We start from the raw sequence: 19,463 nt of genomic DNA, 5'->3' as shown, positions 1-19,463 counted from the left end.
ACGAAATCACGCCTCCTTCACATCCGGCGGCGTCGCCTCTACGGCAAGCGCGGCCAGCGCCTCCGCGAGGCTCGCGGAGCTCTGCGCCTGCGAGCCGAGACGGCGGATGGAGACCGTGCGCTCGGCCGCCTCCTTCTTGCCGACGACGAGCAAGGCCGGAACCTTGGCCAGCGAATGCTCGCGCACCTTATAGGTGATCTTCTCATTGCGCAGATCGAGATCGACCGCGAGGCCGAGCTTGCGCGCCTCCGCCGCGACCTCGAGCGCGTAATCGTCGGCGTCCTGCGTGATGGTGCACACCACGATCTGCAGCGGCGAGAGCCACAACGGCAGATGACCGGCGTAATGCTCGATCAATATGCCGGTGAAGCGCTCGAGCGAGCCGAACATGGCGCGGTGGATCATCACCGGCGTCTTCTTCTCGCTGTCCGCGCCGATATAAAAGGCGCCAAAACGCCCCGGCAGATTGAAGTCCACCTGCGTGGTGCCGCATTGCCATTCGCGGCCGATGGCGTCGCGCAGCGTATATTCGAGCTTGGGCCCGTAGAAGGCGCCCTCGCCCGGATTGACGCCGGTCTTGAGGCCCCGCGCGGCGAGCTCCTCCAGCACTTTGTGGAGCGCCGCCTCGGCCTTGGCCCAGGCTTCATCGGAGCCGACATGCTTCTCCGGCCGTGTGGAGAGCTTCACCACCACATCGTCGAAGCCGAAGTCCTTATAGATCGTCAGGATGAGGTCGTTGATCTTCAACGCCTCCTCCATGATCTGATCCTCGTTGCAGAAAATATGCGCGTCGTCCTGCGTGAAGGCGCGCACGCGCATCATGCCATGCAGCGCGCCGGACGGCTCATAGCGATGCACGATGCCGAATTCGGCGATCTTCACCGGCAGATCGCGATAGGACTTCAGCCCATTCTTGAAGATCTGCACATGGCCGGGGCAGTTCATCGGCTTCAGCGCGAAAATGCGCTCGTCCTCGGTCTTGGTGAGGAACATATTCTCGCGATAGGTCTGCCAATGGCCGGAGGTCTCCCACAAAGCGCGGTCGAGCACCTGCGGCGTGTTCACCTCTTTGTAGCCTGCGGCCTTCTGGCGCCGGCGCATATAGGAGACGAGGCTCTGGAACAGCGCCCAGCCCTTCTCGTGCCAGAAGATCGTGCCCGGCCCCTCCTCCTGGAAATGGAAGAGGTCCATCTCGCGGCCCAAACGCCGATGATCGCGGCGCTCGGCCTCCTCGAGGCGATGCAGATAGGCGTCGAGGTCCTCCTGCTTGGCGAAGGCCGTCCCGTAGATGCGCGAGAGCATCGGATTATTGTGGTCGCCGCGCCAATAGGCGCCCGCCACCTTCATCAGCTTGAAGGCGGTTCCGACCTTGCCGATCGACGGCAAATGCGGGCCGCGGCACAGGTCGAGCCAATGGCCCTGGCGATAGATCTTCAGATCCTCGCCGCCGGGAATGCTCTCGATCAGCTCGCGCTTGAAGGCCTCGCCCTTCGCCGTGAAATAGGTCTTGGCCTGATCGCGGCTCCAGACTTCCTTGGTGATGGCGGCGTCGCGCGCGACGATCTCGCGCATCTTCTTCTCGATGGCGGGAAGATCGTCCGGCGTGAACGGCTCGGACCGATAGAAATCGTAATAGAAGCCGTTCTCGATCACCGGGCCGATGGTGACCTGCGTGCCGGGAAACAGCTCCTGCACCGCTTCCGCCAGCAGATGCGCGCAATCATGGCGGATCAGCTCCAGCGCGCGCGGGTCCTCGCGGCCGACGAACTCGATTTTGGCGTCGCGGTCGATTCTGTCGACGAGATCGCGCAGCTCTCCATCGAGAGCCATGGCGACGGTTCGCTTGGCGAGGGAAGGGGAAATGCTCTTGGCGATATCGAGGCCGGAGACGCCGGGCTCGAATTGACGGGACGCCCCGTCGGGGAAGGTGACGGCGATCATATGCTCTCCTCATGCGCCCACTCGCCGATACAAGTCGGCGTAAGTCGCGTGTCGCCCGAGATGGGCCGGGGGCATTGATAAGGCAAGCATGTCGCGCTTGGCAATCGCTGGCGCGGCGCCGGCGAATCGAAAGGCAATCCCCCTCGCCCTCATGCTGAGGAGGCTCCGCAGGAGCCGTCTTAAAAGCACGAGGGCGAGCTCCAGAAGGCGGCGCTGAAGGTTTCCTCGTCCTTCGAGACGCGGCCTGCGGCCGCTCCTCAGGATGAGGAAACCTTCACCCGATCGTCCGAGAACCGCTCGAGCATGAGCTATTTCAACGCGAATCCCAACGCCCGCAGCGCCTCCTTCAGCCGGTCGCGGCCGCTGAGGCTCTCGGGGCCGCGCACGCGGGAGAGCGCCTGGCGAATCCAGCCCTGCTCGGGCAGGCCCGCCTCCTTCTGGAAATCGCGGAACTTCTCGTCATAGGTCTTCACCGCCTCGCGCTGCGCCTCATTCCAGGCATATTGCTCGCGATGCAGAACGGCGCCTTGGCCGAGACGCGGGCGCACGCCGCCGGCCTTGGCCGGATCGGGACGGCCGACCGCCATGCCGAAGACGGCGAAAACGCCCGGCGGCAGGTCCAGCTCCTTCGCCACCTCCTCCGGCTTGTTGCGGATGCCGCCGATATAGACCCCGCCATAGCCGAGCGATTCCAGCGCGATCAGCGCATTTTGCGCGGCGAGGCCGGCGTCGATCGCCGCGGTGAGGAACATTTCGAGATAAGGCAGCGCCGCCCCGTCGCGGCCCTGCTCCTTGCCGATATTCTCGAGCCGCGAGAGATCGGCGAGCCACAGAAGAAACAAAGGCGCTTCGCGAATATGCTGCTGATTGCCGGCGAGATCGGCGAGGCGGCTCTTGCGCGCCTCGTCCTCCACGGCGACGAGGCTCCAGACCTGAAGATTGGACGAGGTGGCGGCCGATTGCGCGGCGGCCACGACGGTCGCCAGAGTCTCGGCGGGAATTTTTTCCGGCAGATAGGCGCGGATGGACCGATGCGCGAGCAGAAGGTCCAGCGTCTCGTTCCAAACGGGCGGGGTCGGCGAATCGTCGCGGCGATAGCGGGCGCGGATCGCCTCCGCGCCATCGGCCGCGCTCAATTCCCCTCTCGTGATCGGCTTGTTCATGTCGTCTCCAGAAAACGCCGCGTGACGCGCGCCGTAACGCGCGCTTTATGGCCGCGCACTTTATGGCATGGTGGCGAAAACGGCCGCAAAAATCCACCCTGCCGACCGGCGCGCCTCCGCTGCCCTCGGCGCATACCTCGGTTTGTACGGAGAGCGGCGTCGCCATAGTTGCTCCTTGTGGACAACGCCGGGCAAGTCTGTTAATTCCCCGCGCACGGGTCAGGCGCTCCGTCAGCGCCCGATCGACTATTCTCACCCTCCGCAGCAACGTCTCCAACCGGGGCGCCGCCGCCCCAAGAAACAGGATCGCTTCGTGCAAGTTCTCGTCCGCGACAATAATGTCGACCAGGCTCTCAAGGCGCTGAAGAAGAAGATGCAGCGCGAAGGTATTTTCCGTGAGATGAAGCTCCGCGGCCATTACGAGAAGCCCTCGGAGAAGCGCGCCCGCGAGAAGGCCGAGGCCGTGCGCCGCGCCCGCAAGCTCGCCCGCAAGAAGCTGCAGCGCGAAGGCCTGCTGCCGATGAAGCCGAAGCCCGCCGTCGGCGGCCGCTGAACGTCCAAAACCGGGCGCGCGGTCGAATTCTCGCCGAATTGCCCGGTATAGATCGTCGTCATCGCGCGTCAGGCGCTTTCAGGACATTGTTCTAGGAGGTCGGACGGAATGGAATTGCCGCTCGGCTCGGCGGTTCGCCGGACGTCCGCCCTATCGGCGCGCCGCGCGCCTTCGCGCGTCGGCGCCGCGATTCTGGCGCTGCTCGCCCTCGCCGGCTGCGAGACCGCCGGCATGCTGCGTCCGCCGGGACGGGGCTTCGCCGAGACGGACGCCGCCGATCCCAAGGCCGCCAACGCCAATATCGAATCGCTGTCCGAGGTCATTCGGCGCAATCCGAGCGCCGAGGCGTTCAACACGCGCGGCGTGGCGCTCGCCAAGATCGGCCAGTTCCAGGAGGCGATCGCCGACTTCTCCCAGGCGATCAAGATCGAGCCCAATAACGCCGCCGCCTTCACCAATCGCGCTCTGGCCTTCCGCCAGACCGGCCGCAACGATCAGGCGCGGCTCGATTTCGACCGCGCTATCGACGTCAATCCCAATCACGCCCCGGCCTATATCGGCCGCGCCAATCTCTTGCGGGCGCAGGGCAATTTCGATCAGGCGCTCGCCGATCTCGATGCAGCGATCAAGCTCAATCCCGAGAGCGCCCAGGCGTTTCACGCGCGCGGGCTGATCCATCAGAAGCGCGGCGACAATCAGCGCGCCGTCACCGATTTCGACAACGCCATCGACCGCGACCCCTTCGCGGCGGCGCCCTATCAGGCGCGCGGCGAGAGTCTGGTGACGCTCGGCAATTACGACAAGGCGATCGAGGATTTCAACGCCGCGCTCAATGTCGACAATAGGAGCGCGCCGGCCTGGGCGTGGCTCGGCCTCGCCTATGAGCGCAAGGGCAATCGCCAGAAGGCGACCGAATCCTATCAGCGCGCACTGGCGCTCGATCCACAGCAGCCGATCGCGAAACAAGGCGCCTCGCGCGGCTGACGTGCTAGAGTCTTTCCGTGTTTCATTGAAACACGGAAAGACTCTATGCTTTTGTTTTGACGCGTTTCCAACGCCGAACCGGTGTCCACTTCGGCTGGAAACGCTCTAGTCGCTCGCCTCCAAGCGGCGCGGCGCGGCGAGCGCGGCGTCGACCCAGCGGGCGACGCGCGGAAACACATCCGCCAATCCGATGACGAGATGCTGCCCATCGGGCACGCGCAAGAAAGTCTTCGGCTCATTGGCGAGCTCGAACAGCCGTCGCCCGAGCGCGATCGGCACCACGCCGTCCTTGTCGCCATGGACGATCAGCACCGGCATATGCACATCGCGAATGGCGAGGTCGGAGCGGAACTGATCCAGCATCAGCCAGCGCACCGGCAGGAGGCCATAGCGCGTCGCGGCGACGTCGGCCGCCGAGGTGAAGGGCGAATCGAGCACCAGCGCCGCCGCCTCTCGCCGCGTGGCGAGCTGCGTCGCGACGCCGGAGCCGAGCGATTCGCCGACGAGCACGATGCGCTCCAGCGCATAGCCGCGCGCGCGGACAGCCTCATAGGCGGCCTCGGCGTCGCGCATGACGCCCTCTTGCGTCGGCGCTCCGCTGGAGCCGGCATAGCCGCGATAGGCGATGGCGAGGAAACCATAGCCCTCGCCGATAAAATTGCGGAAGCGCGCGACGCGGTCGACGAGCCCGCCGGCGTTGCCATGGAAATAGAGCAGCACCGGCCGGCCGGCGCGTGGCGTCGCATGCCAGGCGATGATCGTCTCGCCGTCGGGGGTCGCGAGCGCGAGCTCCTCGACGCCGTCGAGGCCCGCCTCATGCGGCGGGATGTGACGCGTATCGGGCAGATATTGCAGCCGCCGCTGAAACAGGCCGAGGCCGGCCGCCGCGAGAATATAGACGCAGACGGCGGCCAGCAGCGCCCATTTCAGCAGCGCGAGCGCCATGGGAGATCAGCCTCCGCCTTGCGCCTTGCGCCGCGCCTCGGCGCGCTCCTCGAGCTTCAGCGCGATCCAGCCCGCGGCGAGCACAAGAACGGCGCCGGCGACGGAGGCGGCCAGATCGAAATGAGCGGGCGCGGTCCAGCCGAATTTTTCCCACACCGGATCGCCGGCGATGAGTTCGCCCGATATCCAGCCGAGCAGGCCCGCGCCGGCCCAGACCAGAATGGGAAAGCGCGACAGCGCCTGCATCAGCAATCCGGCGCCGAAGACGACGATCGGCACCGAGACGGCGAGCCCGAAAATGATGAGCGGCATGGAGCCGCGCGCGGCGCCGGCGATGGCGATGACATTGTCGAGAGACATCACCGCATCGGCCATGACGATGGCCGCCACTGCGCCCCAGAGGTCCTCTTTCGCATCGACGTGATGTTCGGTCTCGTCGATCAGCAGCTTGGTGGCGACGCCGAGCAGCATCACGCCGCCGAGCGCCTTGAGCGCCGGAATGGACATGAGCTGAATGACGACAAAGGCGAAAGCGATGCGCAGCATCACGCCGCCGGCCGCGCCCAGCAATATGCCCCATCGTCGTTGCTTTTTCGGGAGCTTGTGACAGGCGAGAGCGATGAGGATCGCATTGTCGCCCGAGAGAAGCAGATCGATCCAGATGATCTCGAAGATTTCGAAGCCGACGGAAAGCTCGTCGCCGTTCATTGACTTGGGTGTCCAACCCTGCCCGCGGGCAGTATGCGCGCAATCATATCGCCTCGCAGGGGGTGGACGCCAGCAAGATCGGACAATGATTGAATTTACGTGCTATTTTCGTGTCTTGGCCGCGACATTCGCCGGCGCGGCGGCGCAAAGCGGCAGGAATTCGGCGAGCTTCTGCTCGTCCGCGCCGGGCGGATGGGCGTCATGGCCGAGCAATAGAGGCAGCCAGCCGAGCGCGTCATCGGCATGCACATAGACGTCGACGAGCAGCGGCCCGGCGGGGATATCCGCGCGGCGGCAAAACAGGCCGCCGGCGAGATCGAGCGCGCCATGGGTTTTCGCGCCGCTCTCGCGCCAGCGGCCGCCCTCCTCCTGCGCGGCGCGGACGGCGGCGAGATCGCGCCTGTCCGCCTCGATGACCATGAGCGCGCCGCTCGCCGCCGAATCGAGCCCGGCGAGGACGGGACGATCCTCCTCATGCGCGGCGCCGGCGAGGCGAATCGTCAGCGTGCGCTTCGCCGCTTCTTCTCCCTCGCGCCAATAGGTCGCGACGACACGCGCGCCGGCGGGCATTGGCTCGAGCCAGTCCGGCGCCCGCAAAGCGATGCGCAGCGGCGCGACATCCGCCGTCGAGAGATCATAGGAGCGCAGCTTCCACTGCGTGGAGAAAGGAACGCCATTGCATGCGGAAAGGGCGAAAGAGAAGGCGAGCGCGAGTGGGGTGAGGCCGCGGGTCATGGGATCGCTTCCTGTAGATGCCTAATTTTTTCATGTTTGACATTAAAAATAATATGCGTCAAATTGTTTCCATCGTGCTGCCCAGCAATCTTCGCCGGGGCGCGGCGGGAAAGGATGAGACGCATGACCGACAACGCCCCCGCTTTTCAGGACCCGCGCTTCGGCGAGCTGCGGGCGCGCATCGGCTGGATCTGCCAGACGATCCGCGCGCTCGTCATTTTCTTCGCCGGGGCGGACCTCTTGGCGATTCTGACCTTCTGGGCCGATCGCGGAAAGGTCGAGAGCCATTATCGCGAGCTGCTGCAGATCGATGTCGCGGGCGCGTCGCAAGCCCAATATGCGGCGGCGACGGCGCTGAGCCTCGTCGTCTGGGTCTTTGCCGCCGTCATCTGCTTCTGCCTGTGGCGGGTGTTCAGCCTCTATCTGCAGGGCGGCGTCTTCTCCGCGGAGGCGGCGCTATGGCTGCGGCGCGCTGGCTTCATCGGCCTTTTCACAGTGCTTCTGGATGTGGCGATGCGCTCGGCGGTCATTCTCGCCATCGCCTCGCATCTGCCCTTCGAGCAGAGCCATCACGGCTATATCCGGCTCGAGGATCTGCTGAATATCATCTTCCTGCTGATGCTGGTCGCCATTGCGCATATCTTCAAGACGGCCGCCGACATCGCCGGCGAAAACGCGCAATTCGTGTGAGCCGACATGGCGATCGTGGTCAATCTCGACGTGATGCTCGCGCGGCGCAAGATGCGCTCGCGCGATCTCGCGCAACGCATCGGCATCGCCGAGCAGAATGTGAGCCTCTTGAAATCCGGCAAGGTGAAGGGAATTCGCTTCGACACGCTGGAGAAGATCTGCGAGGTCCTCGACTGCCAGCCGGGCGACATTCTCGAATATCGCCCGGAGGAGCAGGAGAAGGGACGGTGATTTTGCGCTCGAAAAAGCCGAGCGCCGACCCTCACTTCAAGAACACGTAAATATCCACCTCGAGCCCGTCGTCGTCGCTGGTCTTCAAATCGGTGAGATATTCCTCGACGAACAGATTCTTGGTGTCGAGGCCCTTCTCATCCAGAAAGGCGGTGATCGCCTCATAGGTCGAGTCGATCTCCTCATAAGGCCCGCGGTGCTGGAACTTCAGCGCCTTGCCGGCGGGAGAGGCGCCGACCTCGACGCCATGGTCGAGCTTCGTCTTGGCCTCCGGCAGCTTCGTCAGCGGCAGCATCGCCTCGAAATGAAAGCCATTGTCATCCGTCTCGGTGAAGGCGACGAGCGGGCGCCCGTCCACGGTGAGGCCGGCCTTGGAAGCGGCGATCCGCACATTGGCGATGGCGTCGGAGAGGGTCTTCAGTCCGTCCGCCCATGTGCCCTGCCCGCGCAATTTGGCGACGGGACGCGCGATGATGTCGATCGCCTGGCCGGCGATCGCCTCGGCCTGCGCCTCCGCCTGCGCATCGGCCGGCGGCTGCGGCTCGTTGAGGTCCAGCGTCGGCTTGGGCGCGACCGGGCTGTCCGGAATTGCGGGCGCGGCGGGCGCTTCCGTCGCGACACGCCCGCCTGGCGGCGGCGCGACGACGGCGGACGGCGGGGTGGCGGACGGCGGCGTGGAGGTCGCGCCGAAAAAGGCGCCGGCCGCGACGGCGAGAACGGCCAGACCCGCCACAAAGGGCCAAGCGCGCTTCAATTTCTGCGTGAAGCCCTCACCGCTCGAATTGCTCATCGGTCTCGTCCTTTTGAAAGCGCGCGCCGGCCATAGCGTCGCGATTCGATTCTCTATATACGCCTGTAACAGGAAATGAACGGCATGATGACCAGCCCGCTCGCCGGCCGCCCGATCTTTCGCATGAACGGGATCGGCAATGAAATTCTCGTGCTCGACTTGCGCGGCGCCGGCCTCGCGGTCGCGCCGGCCGAGGCGCGCGCGATCGCGCGGGCGCCGGGGCTGCGCTACGATCAGCTGATGGTCCTGCACGAGCCGCGCCAGCCCGGCGCCGACGCTTTCATGCGCATCTACAACACCGACGGCTCGCTCTCCGCCGCCTGCGGCAATGGCACGCGCTGCGTCGCCTATATTCTCGGCCGCGCGGGCGAAGGCGACGCGCTGACGCTCGAGACCGACGCCGGCCCGGTGCGCACATGGCGCGCCGGCGAGACGCGCTTTACCGTCGACATGGGCGCCCCGCGTCTCGGCTGGCGGGAGATCCCGCTCGCCACTGACGCCCCAGACACTTCAAATGTGCCGCTCTCGCCTCCCGTCCAGGGGGCGCCCGCCGCCTTTTCGGCGGTCAATATGGGCAATCCGCATGCGGTCTTCTTCGTCGATGACCCGCTCGTCCTCGATCTCGCCACGCTCGGGCCGCAGCTCGAGCATCACCCGCTCTTCCCCGAGCGCGCCAATATCTCCTTCGCCAAAGTCGTGGCGGGTGATGAGATTCTGCTGCGCGTCTGGGAGCGCGGCACGGGCGAGACGCGCGCCTGCGGCTCGGCCGCCTGCGCCGTGCTGGTGGCGGCGGCGAGAGGCGGCCTCTCGGCCCGCGCGGCGCGCGTGCGCCTGCCCGGCGGCGATCTCGTCATCGCCTGGGGGCCGGACGACCATGTGCTGATGACCGGCGACGTCGAGCTCGAATTCGAGACGGCGCTCGAGGCGCGTTTCTTCACCGAGCCGGACGCGTGAGCGCGGCGGTCGACATCGTCACTTTCGGCTGCCGTCTCAATTACGTCGATTCGGAGCGGCTGCTGCGCGAGGCGCGCGCCGGCGCGCGACACGAGCGCGTCATCGTCAACACTTGCGCCGTGACGGCCGAGGCGACGCGCCAGGCGCGGCAGACGATCCGGCGCCTCAACCGCGAGCGTCCCGCGGCGGAAATCATCGTCGCCGGCTGCGCGGCGCGCATCGACCCCGAGAGTTTCGCCGCCATGGACGGCGTCGCGCGCGTCATCGCCGAGCCCCATGCGGCGCCGACCGCCGAGAGCGCCGCCGAGGGGCAGACGCGCGCCTTTCTCGCCGTGCAGAACGGCTGCGACCATCGCTGCACTTTCTGCATCATCCCCTTCGGCCGCGGGCCGTCGCGCTCCATCACGCCGACGGAGGTCGTCGCCGAGGCGCGTCGGCTCGTCGCGAGCGGCAAGCGCGAGATCGTGCTGACCGGCGTCGATCTGACCAGCTATGCCGCGCAGAGCGCCTCGCTCGGCGGGCTCGTGAGCGCCGTGCTCCGCGCGCTGCCAGACCTCGAGCGGCTGCGGCTCTCCTCGATCGACTGCATAGAGGCGGACGCCGAGCTGTTGGACTGCATGGGCGCGGAGCCGCGTCTCATGCCGCATCTGCATCTCTCGCTGCAATCGGGCGACGATCTGATCCTGAAGCGCATGAAGCGCCGCCATTCGCGCGCCGACGCGATCCGCTTTTGCGCAGAGCTGCGCGCGGCGCGGCCGGGAATCGTCTTCGGCGCCGATTTCATCGTCGGCTTTCCGACCGAGACGGAAGAGATGTTCGCCCAAACGCTCGCTCTCGTCGAAGAATGTGGGTTGACGCATCTGCATGTGTTTCCCTATTCGCCGCGTCCCGGAACGCCAGCGGCGCTGATGCCGCAAGTGAATGGCGCAGCGGTGAAGGAGCGCGCCGCCCGCCTGCGCGCGGCCGGAGAGGCGGCCTTCGCGCGCCATCTCGACGCGCAGATCGGCAAGACTTTGCGCGTGCTGACCGAAAAAGGCGGCATGGCCCGCGCCGAAGATTTCACGCCGCTGCGCACGCCCGGCGCGGAGGCGGGGCGGATGCTGGATGTGCGCGTGACGGCGCATGACGGGAGGGCGTTGAGCGGGACACACGCAGAACCGGCCTGATCGCGTGTCATCGCGAGGAGCGGCGCGACGAAGCGATCCAGGCGCCAAGTCACGGCGCTTTATAGACGATCCGATACACTGCCCCATTCTGGTCATCCGTCACTAGCAGCGAGCCGTCCGGCAATTCCGCCACATCCACCGGCCGGCCGAGATATTGCGGATCGCCAATGTTCCAGCCTTCCGCGAAAGGCTCGCTGACGCCGCGCTTTCCCTCCGGGCCGACGCGGGTGAACATCAGCCGCGCGCCGATCGGCATGGTGCGGTCCCAGGAGCCGTGCTGCGCGGAGAAAATCCCGCCGCGGTAATAGGGCGGGAAAGCCGCGCCCCGGTAGAAGACCATGCCGAGATCGGCGGCGTGCGGCGCCTCCTCCACCTGCGGAAAGACGACCCCCGCCGGCGGCTCGTCGCGCGAATATTCGTACGTGCGCACATGGCCGCCGCCATACCAGGGGAAGCCGAAATGCAATCCCGGCTGCGGCGCGCGATTCAATTCGCCGGGCGGCGCGTCGTCGCCCATGCGATCGACCTGATTGTCGGTGAACCAAAGCACGCCGTCTGCGGGATCGAAATCCATCCCCACGGAATTGCGAATGCCGCGCGCGAAAACGTCGCGGCCCGAGCCGTCGCGATTCATGCGGATGATGCCGCCCATGCCGATACGGTCATAGAGCTCGAGCTTTTCGCGCGGGGTGACGTTGTAGGGCTGGCCCAGCGCGACATAGAGCTTGCCATCCGGCCCGATGCGGCAGACGCGCGTCGTGTGATTGGCGCTCTGCTCGGCGGCGGGGACGAGCCCGCCCTGCGGCGCGAGATTGCGCGCATCTTTCCAGGCGAGCCCTCGCCAGTCCTTCTCCGCCTCGGCAAAGCTCGAAATGCGATTCTGCTCGACGACGAACAGCGCGCCCTCCTTGTCGAAGCACAGGCCGTGCGGAATGACGAAAGGGGCGTCCGGCGCGAATGTGTCGATGGAGGCCGCGCGCTCGCCGCCCGGCGTCAGCACATGAACGCGGCTCGCATCCGTGCCGACGAAGATGGCCGCGCCGCGCGCGCCGACGGCGAGCGTGCGCGCATGGGGAACCAGCGCATAGAGCGAGATGGAGAAGCCCTCCGGCAGCCGGATGCGGCGCAGATCCGTCTCGATTCGTCGCGTTTCGGCCTCCACCGAAGGCTCCGCGCGCGCGGCGAGGATCGGCGTCGCGCACAAAATGAGGCAAAGGGCGAATCGGCGAATCATGCGGGCGATCTCCGTCGCGATCCGAAAGGAGCCGCGCACCGAAACAGATAGGGGCGCAGGCGCAGGCCGCCCGCGGATTATTTATTCCGGGTATTATTGACTCTGCTATTTTATAACGGGTATAAATTTCCCATGGAAAACGAAGCGCTCTCCCGTTTGTCGCGGCCCTGCGCCGCTTTCGCCGAAGGCCGGATGCTGGCCGCCGGCCCTCTGATCGAAGTCGCATTGGCGATCAAGAACGCCGACGCGGCCGACGGCTTTATTCTCACCTTTGACGATGCGACCGGCGAAGTCGTCGATCTCGATCTGCGCGGCGCGAAAGCCGAGATCATCGCGAGGCTCGCCGCGCCGCCCGCCCCCGCCGTGGGCGACAGGGCACGCAGCAGGGCCCGAAGCGCGGCGGCGGAGCCGAATGGCGCCGAGCCGGACGCTACCGAGGATGGTGCGCGCGGACGCGGGCGTCCGAAGCTCGGCGTCGTCGCGCGCGAGATCACTCTGCTGCCGCGCCATTGGGACTGGCTCGCCGCGCAGCCAGGCGGCGCTTCGGCGACGCTGCGGCGGCTCGTCGAGAATGCGCGTCGCGACGGCGGAGCGGAAGGGCGTCAGCGCGAGGCGCGCGAGGCCGCCTATCGCTTTTTGTCGGCGGTCGCCGGAAATCTGCCGGGCTATGAGGAGGCGCTACGCGCGCTGTTTGCCGGAGACGCCGCGCGATTCGAAACGCAAATGGCCGATTGGCCGAAGGACGTCCGCGCCTATGCGCTGCGCCTCGCCCGCAGCGAGTGAGCAGGAGCCACGGCTTGCAATGGCGCGGCCTCGAGCGCATGTAATCGCCGGAACGTCTTCTCGGTAACGAGGATATCGATGCCGCTCTATGCCTATAGCTGTAATTCCTGCGACAATGCATTCGAGACATTGGTGCGCTCTGACGACATTCCCGCATGTCCCGCCTGCAGAAGCGTCGAATTGACGCGCCAGCTCTCGCTCATCGCCAAGCCCGCGAGCGGCGGCGAAGCCGAGCCGTCCTGCGCCGCCGAGCCGTCCTGCGCCACTATGGGTGGAGCGGGGGGCTGCGGCGCAGCCTGTCCCGCCTTCGCGGATTGCGGTTGAGCGCGGATTTCGACCACTTCGCCGAGAATAGTTACATCTCGACGGTTGACTTCGTCGAAGAGAGTGAGATTCTTTCGACGTCGGCCATCCGCCGGGTCGTCCCGGGGGAGGTGGCGGCTTTATGCCGCTTTCTCTCGCGAATCGGCTCGGATCGGCTGACGATCGGTTTCATCCTGAAGGGAGAACATCCATTCGCCGTCCAATGAAGAGCACCGCGGCCCCACAGAAGGAGGGTCCGCGCATCAACCGGGAGATTCGCGCGCGCGAGGTGCAACTGATCGACTCGGAAGGCAAGAACCACGGTGTGGTCGCGCTGCCCGACGCCCTCTCTCTGGCGGAGACGGCTGCGCTCGATCTCGTCGAGATCGCGCCCAATTCCGAGCCGCCGGTCTGCAAAATCCTCGATTACGGAAGATTTCGATTTCTCGAACAGAAGAAGGCCGCCGAGGCCCGCAAGAAGCAGAAGATCGTCGAGGTCAAGGAGATCAAGCTCCGCCCCGGCATCGACGAGCACGACTATGATGTGAAGATGAAGGCCGTGCTGCGCTTTTTCGAAGAGGGCGACAAGGTCAAGGTCACATTGCGCTTTCGCGGCCGTGAGATCGCCCATCAGGACATCGGCTACCGTCTGATGAGCCGCGTCAAGGCGGAGACGGCGACCATCGCCAAGGTCGAGCTCGAGCCCTCGATGGAAGGCCGCCAAATGATCATGGTGCTCGCGCCGCGTTGACACGCCGCATCGGACGGGGCCTCGATCCGCACTTGTCGAGGCGCTTTCGAGGGGCTTGTCGAGGCATTTGCCGAAGCACTTGCCGAGGCCGCGTCTTTCAGTCTTTGTTGTCTTTCATGTCCAACGTGTCCTCCCGCGCGATTCTCGGCGCGGCGCTTTTTTCGGCTCTCGCCGCCTCGACCGGCGCCGTCGCGCAGATGGCTCTGCCGGGCGCCATCGCGCCTGCGCCGACGGGCGCTGTCGCGGCGCCGGCCGAAACGCCCAAGCCGAAACCGCGGGCCGCCGTCGCGCCTGTCGCTCCCAAATTGCCGAGCGAGGACTCGATCCTCGGCCGCGTCCTCTATCAGGATGGCGAAGCGCGCGGCTCGATCGAATTGCAGCGCCGCGGCGGCGCGCTCGAGGTGGCGCGGCTGTCGCTGATCGGCGATCGGCTGACGCGCTCCGGCGAGACCTGCCGGATCGAGGTCTCCGAGCCGCTGCGGCTCACGCCGCGGGAGACGGCGAGCGGGCTTCATCGCTATGAGGTGGAGTTTCCAGCCTGCCCCTTCGGCTTCGACGCGCTCGACGGCGCGATTCTGGTCAGCGCCGAGGGTAAGGCCTGCGAGCTGAAGCAGGCCGATTGCCGCGCCGATCCCAATGGGCTCTGGGGCATGGGCGCCGGTGATTTCGACCCCAAGCGCGCCGGTGACATGCTGACGATGCGCGCCCGCATCGACCAGACGGTGCGCAACGACTTCAAGGCGCTCTACGACAAGATCAAATCGGAAAAGGCGCAGCGCAAGGAGCTGGTGCGCGAGCAGGCGGGATTTTCGGCGCGCCGCGAGGAGATTTGCCGTTCCTATATCCAGGAGGCGGATTTCGGCTATTGCGCGCTGCGCGTGACCGAAGCGCGCGCTCTCGCGCTCGGCACGCAGCTCGCGAAGGGCTTCAAGAAAACGGCCGAGGCCGGAGGCCGCAAGAAGCGATAGCGCGATATCGGTCGGCTTGCGGCTGAAGGGCTCGCTGTGTCCAGAACTCCAGCGTCCTAGGGCGGCTCGAAGCCTTCATCCGACCCTCGCTGACGCGAGGGCCACCTTCTCCCGCAGGAGGGAGAAGGGACGCGAGCTTTTTTTGGTTTTGCAAACGAAGGCCGCACGCCCGCGAAGATTCGGCGCGAATCCTTCTTCCACTCGTCAGCACGAAAAAAGGCCGCCGATCGCTGGCGGCCTTTTTCATTATGCGCGGCGCTGGTCTCTTCCTCTACCCGCTGACGAGGAGAGGGAGTGAGGCGTTCCGCCTCACTCCGCCGCGGCGGGCGGCAGGCGCGGCGTCGTCGGACGCGCCTCGGCTTCCGCGGCGCGCTGCTCGATGATGAGATCGTCGCGGCCGGTGGCGATGCCACGGAACTTCGCCATGGCCGCGCCCGTGCCCGCCGGGATCAGCCGGCCGACGATGACATTCTCCTTGAGACCGACCAGCGGATCGACCTTGCCATTGACCGCCGCCTCGGTGAGCACGCGCGTGGTCTCCTGGAAGGAGGCCGCCGAGAAGAAGGAGCGCGTTTGTAGCGAGGCCTTGGTGATGCCGAGCAGAACCGGCGTGCCATGGGCCGGCTTGCCGCCCTCTTCCAGCGCCTTGGCGTTGGCCTCCTCGAGCTCGGTGAGATCGACCTGCTCGCCATCGAGGAAGCCGGTGTCGCCGGCGTCGACGATATCGACCTTCTGCAACATCTGACGCACGATCACTTCTATGTGCTTGTCGTTGATGTTGACGCCCTGCAGCCGATAGACCTCCTGGATCTCGTTGACGAGGTAAGCGGCCAGCTCCTCCACACCCTTGATCGCCAGAATGTCGTGCGGCGCCGGATTGCCGTCGACGATATAGTCGCCCTTCTCCACGACGTCGCCGTCCTGGAGATGGATGTGCTTGCCCTTGGGGATCAGATATTCGACCGGCTCGGCGCCCTCCTCGTGCGGGACGATGGAGAGGCGCTGCTTGTTCTTATAGTCGCGGCCGAATTGCACCGTGCCGGAGATCTCCGCGATGATCGCGTGATCCTTGGGACGGCGCGCCTCGAACAACTCGGCGACGCGCGGCAGACCGCCGGTGATGTCGCGCGTCTTGGCGCTCTCGAGCGAGATACGCGCGACAATGTCGCCGGCCTTAATCTGCCCGCCCGGCTCGACCGCGATGATCGAGTCGGCCGGCAGCGTGTAGCGGGCCTCGCCACCGCGCTGCAGCTTGATCACCTTGCCGTCGGCGCCCTTGATGAGGATCGCCGGCTTGAGGCTCGCCGAGCGCGTGTTGAGACGCCAATCCATGACGACGCGCTTGGTGATGCCGGTCGATTCGTCGGCCGTCTCGGTCACCGATTGGCCTTCGACCAGATCCTCGAAGCCGATCCCGCCGTCGACCTCGCTGACGATGGGACGCGTATAGGGGTCCCATTCCGCGATGCGATCGCCGCGCTTGATCTTGTCGCCCTCGTCGACCTTCAGCCTCGCGCCATATTGGATACGATTGACGGCGCGCTCGACGCCGTCCGGCCCGACGATCACCGCCGCGACGTTACGCGCCATGACGATGAGATCGCCATCCGAGTTGCGTGCGACATGGCGGTTGCGGATATGCACCGTGCCTTCGAAATTCGACTCGACGAAGGACTGGTCGGCGAGCTGCGCCGCGCCGCCGATGTGGAAGGTGCGCATGGTGAGCTGCGTGCCCGGCTCGCCGATCGACTGCGCCGCGATGACGCCCACCGCCTCGCCCATATTGACGGGCGTGCCGCGGGCGAGGTCGCGCCCGTAGCATTTGCCGCAGACGCCGTTCTTGGATTCGCAGGTCAACACCGAACGGATCTTCACCTCCTGAAGACCGGCGGCGTTGATCGGCTCGATATGCCATTCCTGGATCATCTCGCCATTGGGGACGATCACCTTGCCCTGCTGGTCGCGCAGATCCTCCGCCGCGGTGCGGCCGAGAATGCGCGAGGTGAGCGAGGCGACGACCTGGCCGGCGTCGATGATCGCCCGCATGCGAATGCCCTTCTCGGTGCCGCAATCGACCGTGGTGATGATCGAATCCTGCGCCACGTCGACGAGACGACGCGTGAGATAGCCCGAGTTCGCGGTCTTCAACGCCGTGTCCGACAGGCCCTTGCGCGAGCCGTGGGTGGAGTTGAAGTATTCGAGAACGGTGAGGCCCTCTTTGAAGTTCGAGATGATCGGGGTCTCGATGATCTCGCCCGAGGGCTTGGTCATGAGGCCGCGCATCGCCGCGAGCTGCTTCATCTGCGCGGGCGAGCCGCGCGCGCCCGAGTGGGACATCATATAGATGGAGTTGATCGGCAGATCGCGGCCATGCTCGTCCTTGCGGACGGTGGAGATGCGGATCATCATCTCCTCGGCGAGCTTCTCCGAGCACTTCATCCAGGCGTCGACAACCTTATTGTATTTCTCGCCCTGGGTGATGAGGCCGTCATTGTACTGCTGCTCATATTCCTTGGTCGCGCCGCGCGTCTCCTCGATGATGCGCTCCTTCGTCTCCGGGATGACCATGTCGTCCTTGCCGAAGGAGATGCCCGCCTTGAACGCCTCGCGGAAGCCGAGGGACATGATGCGATCGCAGAAGATCACCGTCTCCTTCTGACCGCAGTTGCGGTAGACGGTGTCGATCATGTTGGAGATTTCCTTCTTCGTCATCAGCTTATTGGCTGCGTCGAAGGGAATCTTCGGATTGCGCGGCAGCAGCTGGCCGAGGATCAGACGGCCGGGCGTCGTGTCGAATATCTTCGACACGCGTTGGCCCTTCTCGTCATAGGTCCAGGCGCGGCCCTTGATCTTGGTCTGCAGCGTGATCGCCTTGGCGGCCAGCGCATGCTCGATCTCGCCCTGATCGGCGAACATCATGCCCTGGCCAGGCTCGCCATCGCGCTCCAGCGACAGATAATAGAGGCCGAGAACAATGTCCTGCGACGGCACGATGATCGGCTGACCATTGGCCGGATGCAGGATGTTGTTGGTCGACATCATCAGCACGCGCGCCTCGAGCTGCGCTTCCAGCGACAGCGGGACGTGCACGGCCATCTGGTCGCCGTCGAAGTCGGCGTTGAAGGCCGCGCAGACGAGCGGATGCAGCTGGATCGCCTTGCCCTCGATCAGCACCGGCTCGAAGGCCTGAATGCCGAGGCGGTGGAGCGTGGGCGCGCGATTGAGCAGCACCGGATGCTCGCGGATCACCTCGTCGAGGATGTCCCAAACCTCCGGCTTCTCTTTCTCGACCAGCTTCTTGGCCTGCTTCACCGTGGCCGAATGGCCCTTCGCGTCGAGGCGCGAATAGATGAAGGGCTTGAACAGCTCCAGCGCCATCTTCTTCGGCAGGCCGCATTGATGGAGCTTGAGCTCCGGGCCCACGACGATGACCGAGCGGCCGGAATAGTCGACGCGCTTGCCGAGCAGGTTCTGACGGAAGCGGCCCTGCTTGCCTTTCAGCATGTCGGCGAGCGACTTCAGCGGGCGCTTATTGGCGCCGGTGATGACGCGGCCGCGGCGGCCATTGTCGAACAGAGCGTCGACGGCCTCCTGCAACATGCGCTTCTCGTTGCGGATGATGATGTCCGGCGCGCGCAGCTCGATCAGCCGCTTCAGTCGATTGTTGCGGTTGATGACGCGGCGATAGAGATCATTGAGGTCCGAGGTCGCGAAACGGCCGCCGTCGAGCGGAACCAGCGGGCGCAGGTCCGGCGGAATGACGGGGATTTCCTTCAGGATCATCCATTCCGGCTTATTGCCGGACTGGATGAAGGCCTCGATGATCTTCAGGCGCTTGGCGAGCTTCTTGGGCTTGAGCTCGGTGGTCGCCTCGGCGATCTCCTGGCGCAGCCGCACGGCGATGCCCTCGAGGTCCATCGACTCGAGGATTTTGCGGATCGCCTCGGCGCCGATCATGGCCGTGAAGTGATCCTGCCCATATTCGTCCTGGGCGCGCAGATATTCGTCCTCGGTCAGGAGCTGACGCTCCTTCAGGGGTGTCAGGCCCGCATCGATGACGATATAGCTCTCGAAGTAGAGGATGCGCTCGAGATCCTTCAGCGTCATGTCGAGCAGAAGGCCGATGCGCGAGGGCAGCGACTTCAAGAACCAGATATGCGCGACGGGCGCGGCGAGCGAGATGTGGCCCATGCGGTCGCGGCGCACGCGCGCCAGCGTGACCTCGACGCCACATTTCTCACAGATGACGCCCTTGTATTTCATGCGCTTGTACTTGCCGCACAAGCACTCGTAATCCTTGATCGGACCGAAGATGCGGGCGCAGAACAGGCCGTCGCGCTCCGGCTTGAAGGTCCGGTAGTTGATCGTCTCCGGCTTTTTGATCTCGCCGAACGACCAGGAGAGGATTTTCTCCGGGCTCGCGATCGAAATCTGAATCTGGTCGAACGCCTGCGGCTGGACGACCGGATTGAAGAGATTCATGACCTCTTGCTGATTCATGGTCTTCTCCTAGAGACGCAGGACGGATCGCGCGCTGTGCTCGCCATCTCGGTCCGTCGCGCCC

General features: G+C 65.5%; 19 protein-coding genes. 11 read left to right on the top strand and 8 right to left on the bottom strand.

What is annotated here, in order from left to right:
• Positions 1 to 6: 6 nt before the first annotated feature.
• Together thrS and AC6IY7_RS08725 are read right to left on the bottom strand one after the other, a co-directional pair.
• The gene (gene thrS, locus AC6IY7_RS08730; RefSeq protein ID WP_497782659.1) at positions 7 to 1,941 is read right to left on the bottom strand and encodes a threonine--tRNA ligase; all 1,935 of its coding nucleotides are present in this window, start codon (positions 1,939 to 1,941) and stop codon (positions 7 to 9) included.
• A gap of 308 nt (positions 1,942 to 2,249) precedes the next feature.
• Positions 2,250 to 3,104 (bottom strand): nitroreductase family protein, encoded by an 855-nt coding sequence (locus AC6IY7_RS08725; protein WP_497782658.1) that lies wholly within the window; start codon positions 3,102 to 3,104, stop codon positions 2,250 to 2,252.
• Positions 3,105 to 3,417: 313 nt separating this feature from the next.
• Between AC6IY7_RS08725 and rpsU the strand changes: the two genes are divergently transcribed.
• The gene (gene rpsU / locus AC6IY7_RS08720; protein WP_024881562.1) at positions 3,418 to 3,657 is read left to right on the top strand and encodes a 30S ribosomal protein S21; all 240 of its coding nucleotides are present in this window, start codon (positions 3,418 to 3,420) and stop codon (positions 3,655 to 3,657) included.
• A 108-nt stretch (positions 3,658 to 3,765) separates the two neighbouring features.
• On the top strand, positions 3,766 to 4,641 hold the full coding sequence (locus tag AC6IY7_RS08715; RefSeq protein WP_497782657.1) for a tetratricopeptide repeat protein: 876 nt from the start codon (positions 3,766 to 3,768) through the stop codon (positions 4,639 to 4,641).
• A gap of 105 nt (positions 4,642 to 4,746) precedes the next feature.
• On the opposite strand, the gene AC6IY7_RS08710 is transcribed toward AC6IY7_RS08715, so the two are convergent.
• The 3 genes from AC6IY7_RS08710 to AC6IY7_RS08700 all read right to left on the bottom strand — a co-directional run bounded on the left by AC6IY7_RS08710 (position 4,747) and on the right by AC6IY7_RS08700 (position 7,029).
• Positions 4,747 to 5,586, bottom strand: coding sequence for an alpha/beta hydrolase (locus AC6IY7_RS08710; RefSeq protein ID WP_497782656.1), 840 nt, complete (start codon positions 5,584 to 5,586; stop codon positions 4,747 to 4,749).
• Between the two features lie 6 nt (positions 5,587 to 5,592).
• Entirely contained in the window at positions 5,593 to 6,294 is a 702-nt protein-coding gene (locus AC6IY7_RS08705) for a TerC family protein (protein WP_497782655.1), read from the bottom strand.
• A gap of 102 nt (positions 6,295 to 6,396) precedes the next feature.
• Positions 6,397 to 7,029, bottom strand: coding sequence for a hypothetical protein (locus tag AC6IY7_RS08700; RefSeq protein ID WP_497782654.1), 633 nt, complete (start codon positions 7,027 to 7,029; stop codon positions 6,397 to 6,399).
• Positions 7,030 to 7,152: 123 nt separating this feature from the next.
• Here AC6IY7_RS08700 and AC6IY7_RS08695 point away from each other — a divergent pair, with 123 nt between their 5' ends.
• Both AC6IY7_RS08695 and AC6IY7_RS08690 read left to right on the top strand, forming a co-directional pair.
• Positions 7,153 to 7,719 (top strand): DUF2975 domain-containing protein, encoded by a 567-nt coding sequence (locus AC6IY7_RS08695; protein ID WP_497782653.1) that lies wholly within the window; start codon positions 7,153 to 7,155, stop codon positions 7,717 to 7,719.
• 6 nt (positions 7,720 to 7,725) lie between these two features.
• On the top strand, positions 7,726 to 7,950 hold the full coding sequence (locus AC6IY7_RS08690; protein WP_497782652.1) for a helix-turn-helix domain-containing protein: 225 nt from the start codon (positions 7,726 to 7,728) through the stop codon (positions 7,948 to 7,950).
• 31 nt (positions 7,951 to 7,981) lie between these two features.
• Here AC6IY7_RS08690 and AC6IY7_RS08685 read toward each other — a convergent pair whose 3' ends face one another.
• On the bottom strand, positions 7,982 to 8,740 hold the full coding sequence (locus AC6IY7_RS08685) for a GyrI-like domain-containing protein (RefSeq protein ID WP_497782651.1): 759 nt from the start codon (positions 8,738 to 8,740) through the stop codon (positions 7,982 to 7,984).
• An 87-nt stretch (positions 8,741 to 8,827) separates the two neighbouring features.
• Here AC6IY7_RS08685 and dapF point away from each other — a divergent pair, with 87 nt between their 5' ends.
• Positions 8,828 to 9,694: a diaminopimelate epimerase gene (gene dapF, locus AC6IY7_RS08680; RefSeq protein ID WP_497782812.1), complete on the top strand. Its 867-nt coding sequence runs from the start codon at positions 8,828 to 8,830 to the stop codon at positions 9,692 to 9,694.
• Positions 9,691 to 10,860, top strand: a complete 1,170-nt coding sequence (locus tag AC6IY7_RS08675; RefSeq protein WP_497782650.1) for a MiaB/RimO family radical SAM methylthiotransferase — start codon at positions 9,691 to 9,693, stop codon at positions 10,858 to 10,860. Before dapF ends, AC6IY7_RS08675 begins: the two co-directional genes overlap by 4 nt.
• Positions 10,861 to 10,909: 49 nt before the next feature.
• Here the strand turns inward: AC6IY7_RS08675 and AC6IY7_RS08670 are convergent, their stop codons facing one another.
• On the bottom strand, positions 10,910 to 12,094 hold the full coding sequence (locus AC6IY7_RS08670; protein ID WP_497782649.1) for a PQQ-dependent sugar dehydrogenase: 1,185 nt from the start codon (positions 12,092 to 12,094) through the stop codon (positions 10,910 to 10,912).
• Positions 12,095 to 12,226: 132 nt separating this feature from the next.
• On the opposite strand from AC6IY7_RS08670, the gene AC6IY7_RS08665 reads away from it, so the two are divergent.
• From AC6IY7_RS08665 to AC6IY7_RS08645, 5 genes are all read left to right on the top strand, one after another.
• Positions 12,227 to 12,877 (top strand): DUF2239 family protein, encoded by a 651-nt coding sequence (locus AC6IY7_RS08665; RefSeq protein WP_497782648.1) that lies wholly within the window; start codon positions 12,227 to 12,229, stop codon positions 12,875 to 12,877.
• 78 nt (positions 12,878 to 12,955) lie between these two features.
• Positions 12,956 to 13,201 (top strand): FmdB family zinc ribbon protein, encoded by a 246-nt coding sequence (locus tag AC6IY7_RS08660; RefSeq protein ID WP_497782647.1) that lies wholly within the window; start codon positions 12,956 to 12,958, stop codon positions 13,199 to 13,201.
• A complete protein-coding gene (locus AC6IY7_RS08655; protein WP_497782646.1) occupies positions 13,198 to 13,407 on the top strand; it encodes a hypothetical protein in 210 nt (69 codons plus the stop codon). Before AC6IY7_RS08660 ends, AC6IY7_RS08655 begins: the two co-directional genes overlap by 4 nt.
• Positions 13,404 to 13,931, top strand: coding sequence for a translation initiation factor IF-3 (gene infC / locus AC6IY7_RS08650; RefSeq protein ID WP_497782645.1), 528 nt, complete (start codon positions 13,404 to 13,406; stop codon positions 13,929 to 13,931). The genes AC6IY7_RS08655 and infC overlap by 4 nt, the downstream gene beginning before the upstream one ends.
• 116 nt (positions 13,932 to 14,047) lie before the next feature.
• The gene (locus AC6IY7_RS08645) at positions 14,048 to 14,899 is read left to right on the top strand and encodes a hypothetical protein (protein WP_497782644.1); all 852 of its coding nucleotides are present in this window, start codon (positions 14,048 to 14,050) and stop codon (positions 14,897 to 14,899) included.
• 309 nt (positions 14,900 to 15,208) lie between these two features.
• On the opposite strand, the gene rpoC is transcribed toward AC6IY7_RS08645, so the two are convergent.
• Positions 15,209 to 19,399, bottom strand: coding sequence for a DNA-directed RNA polymerase subunit beta' (rpoC, locus tag AC6IY7_RS08640; protein ID WP_497782643.1), 4,191 nt, complete (start codon positions 19,397 to 19,399; stop codon positions 15,209 to 15,211).
• Positions 19,400 to 19,463: the final 64 nt, after the last annotated feature.

Source organism: Methylosinus sp. is20ea (genome assembly GCF_059718135.1).
The sequence above is the reverse complement of the archived record's forward strand: the minus strand, read 5'-3'. Positions and strand labels throughout refer to the sequence as shown.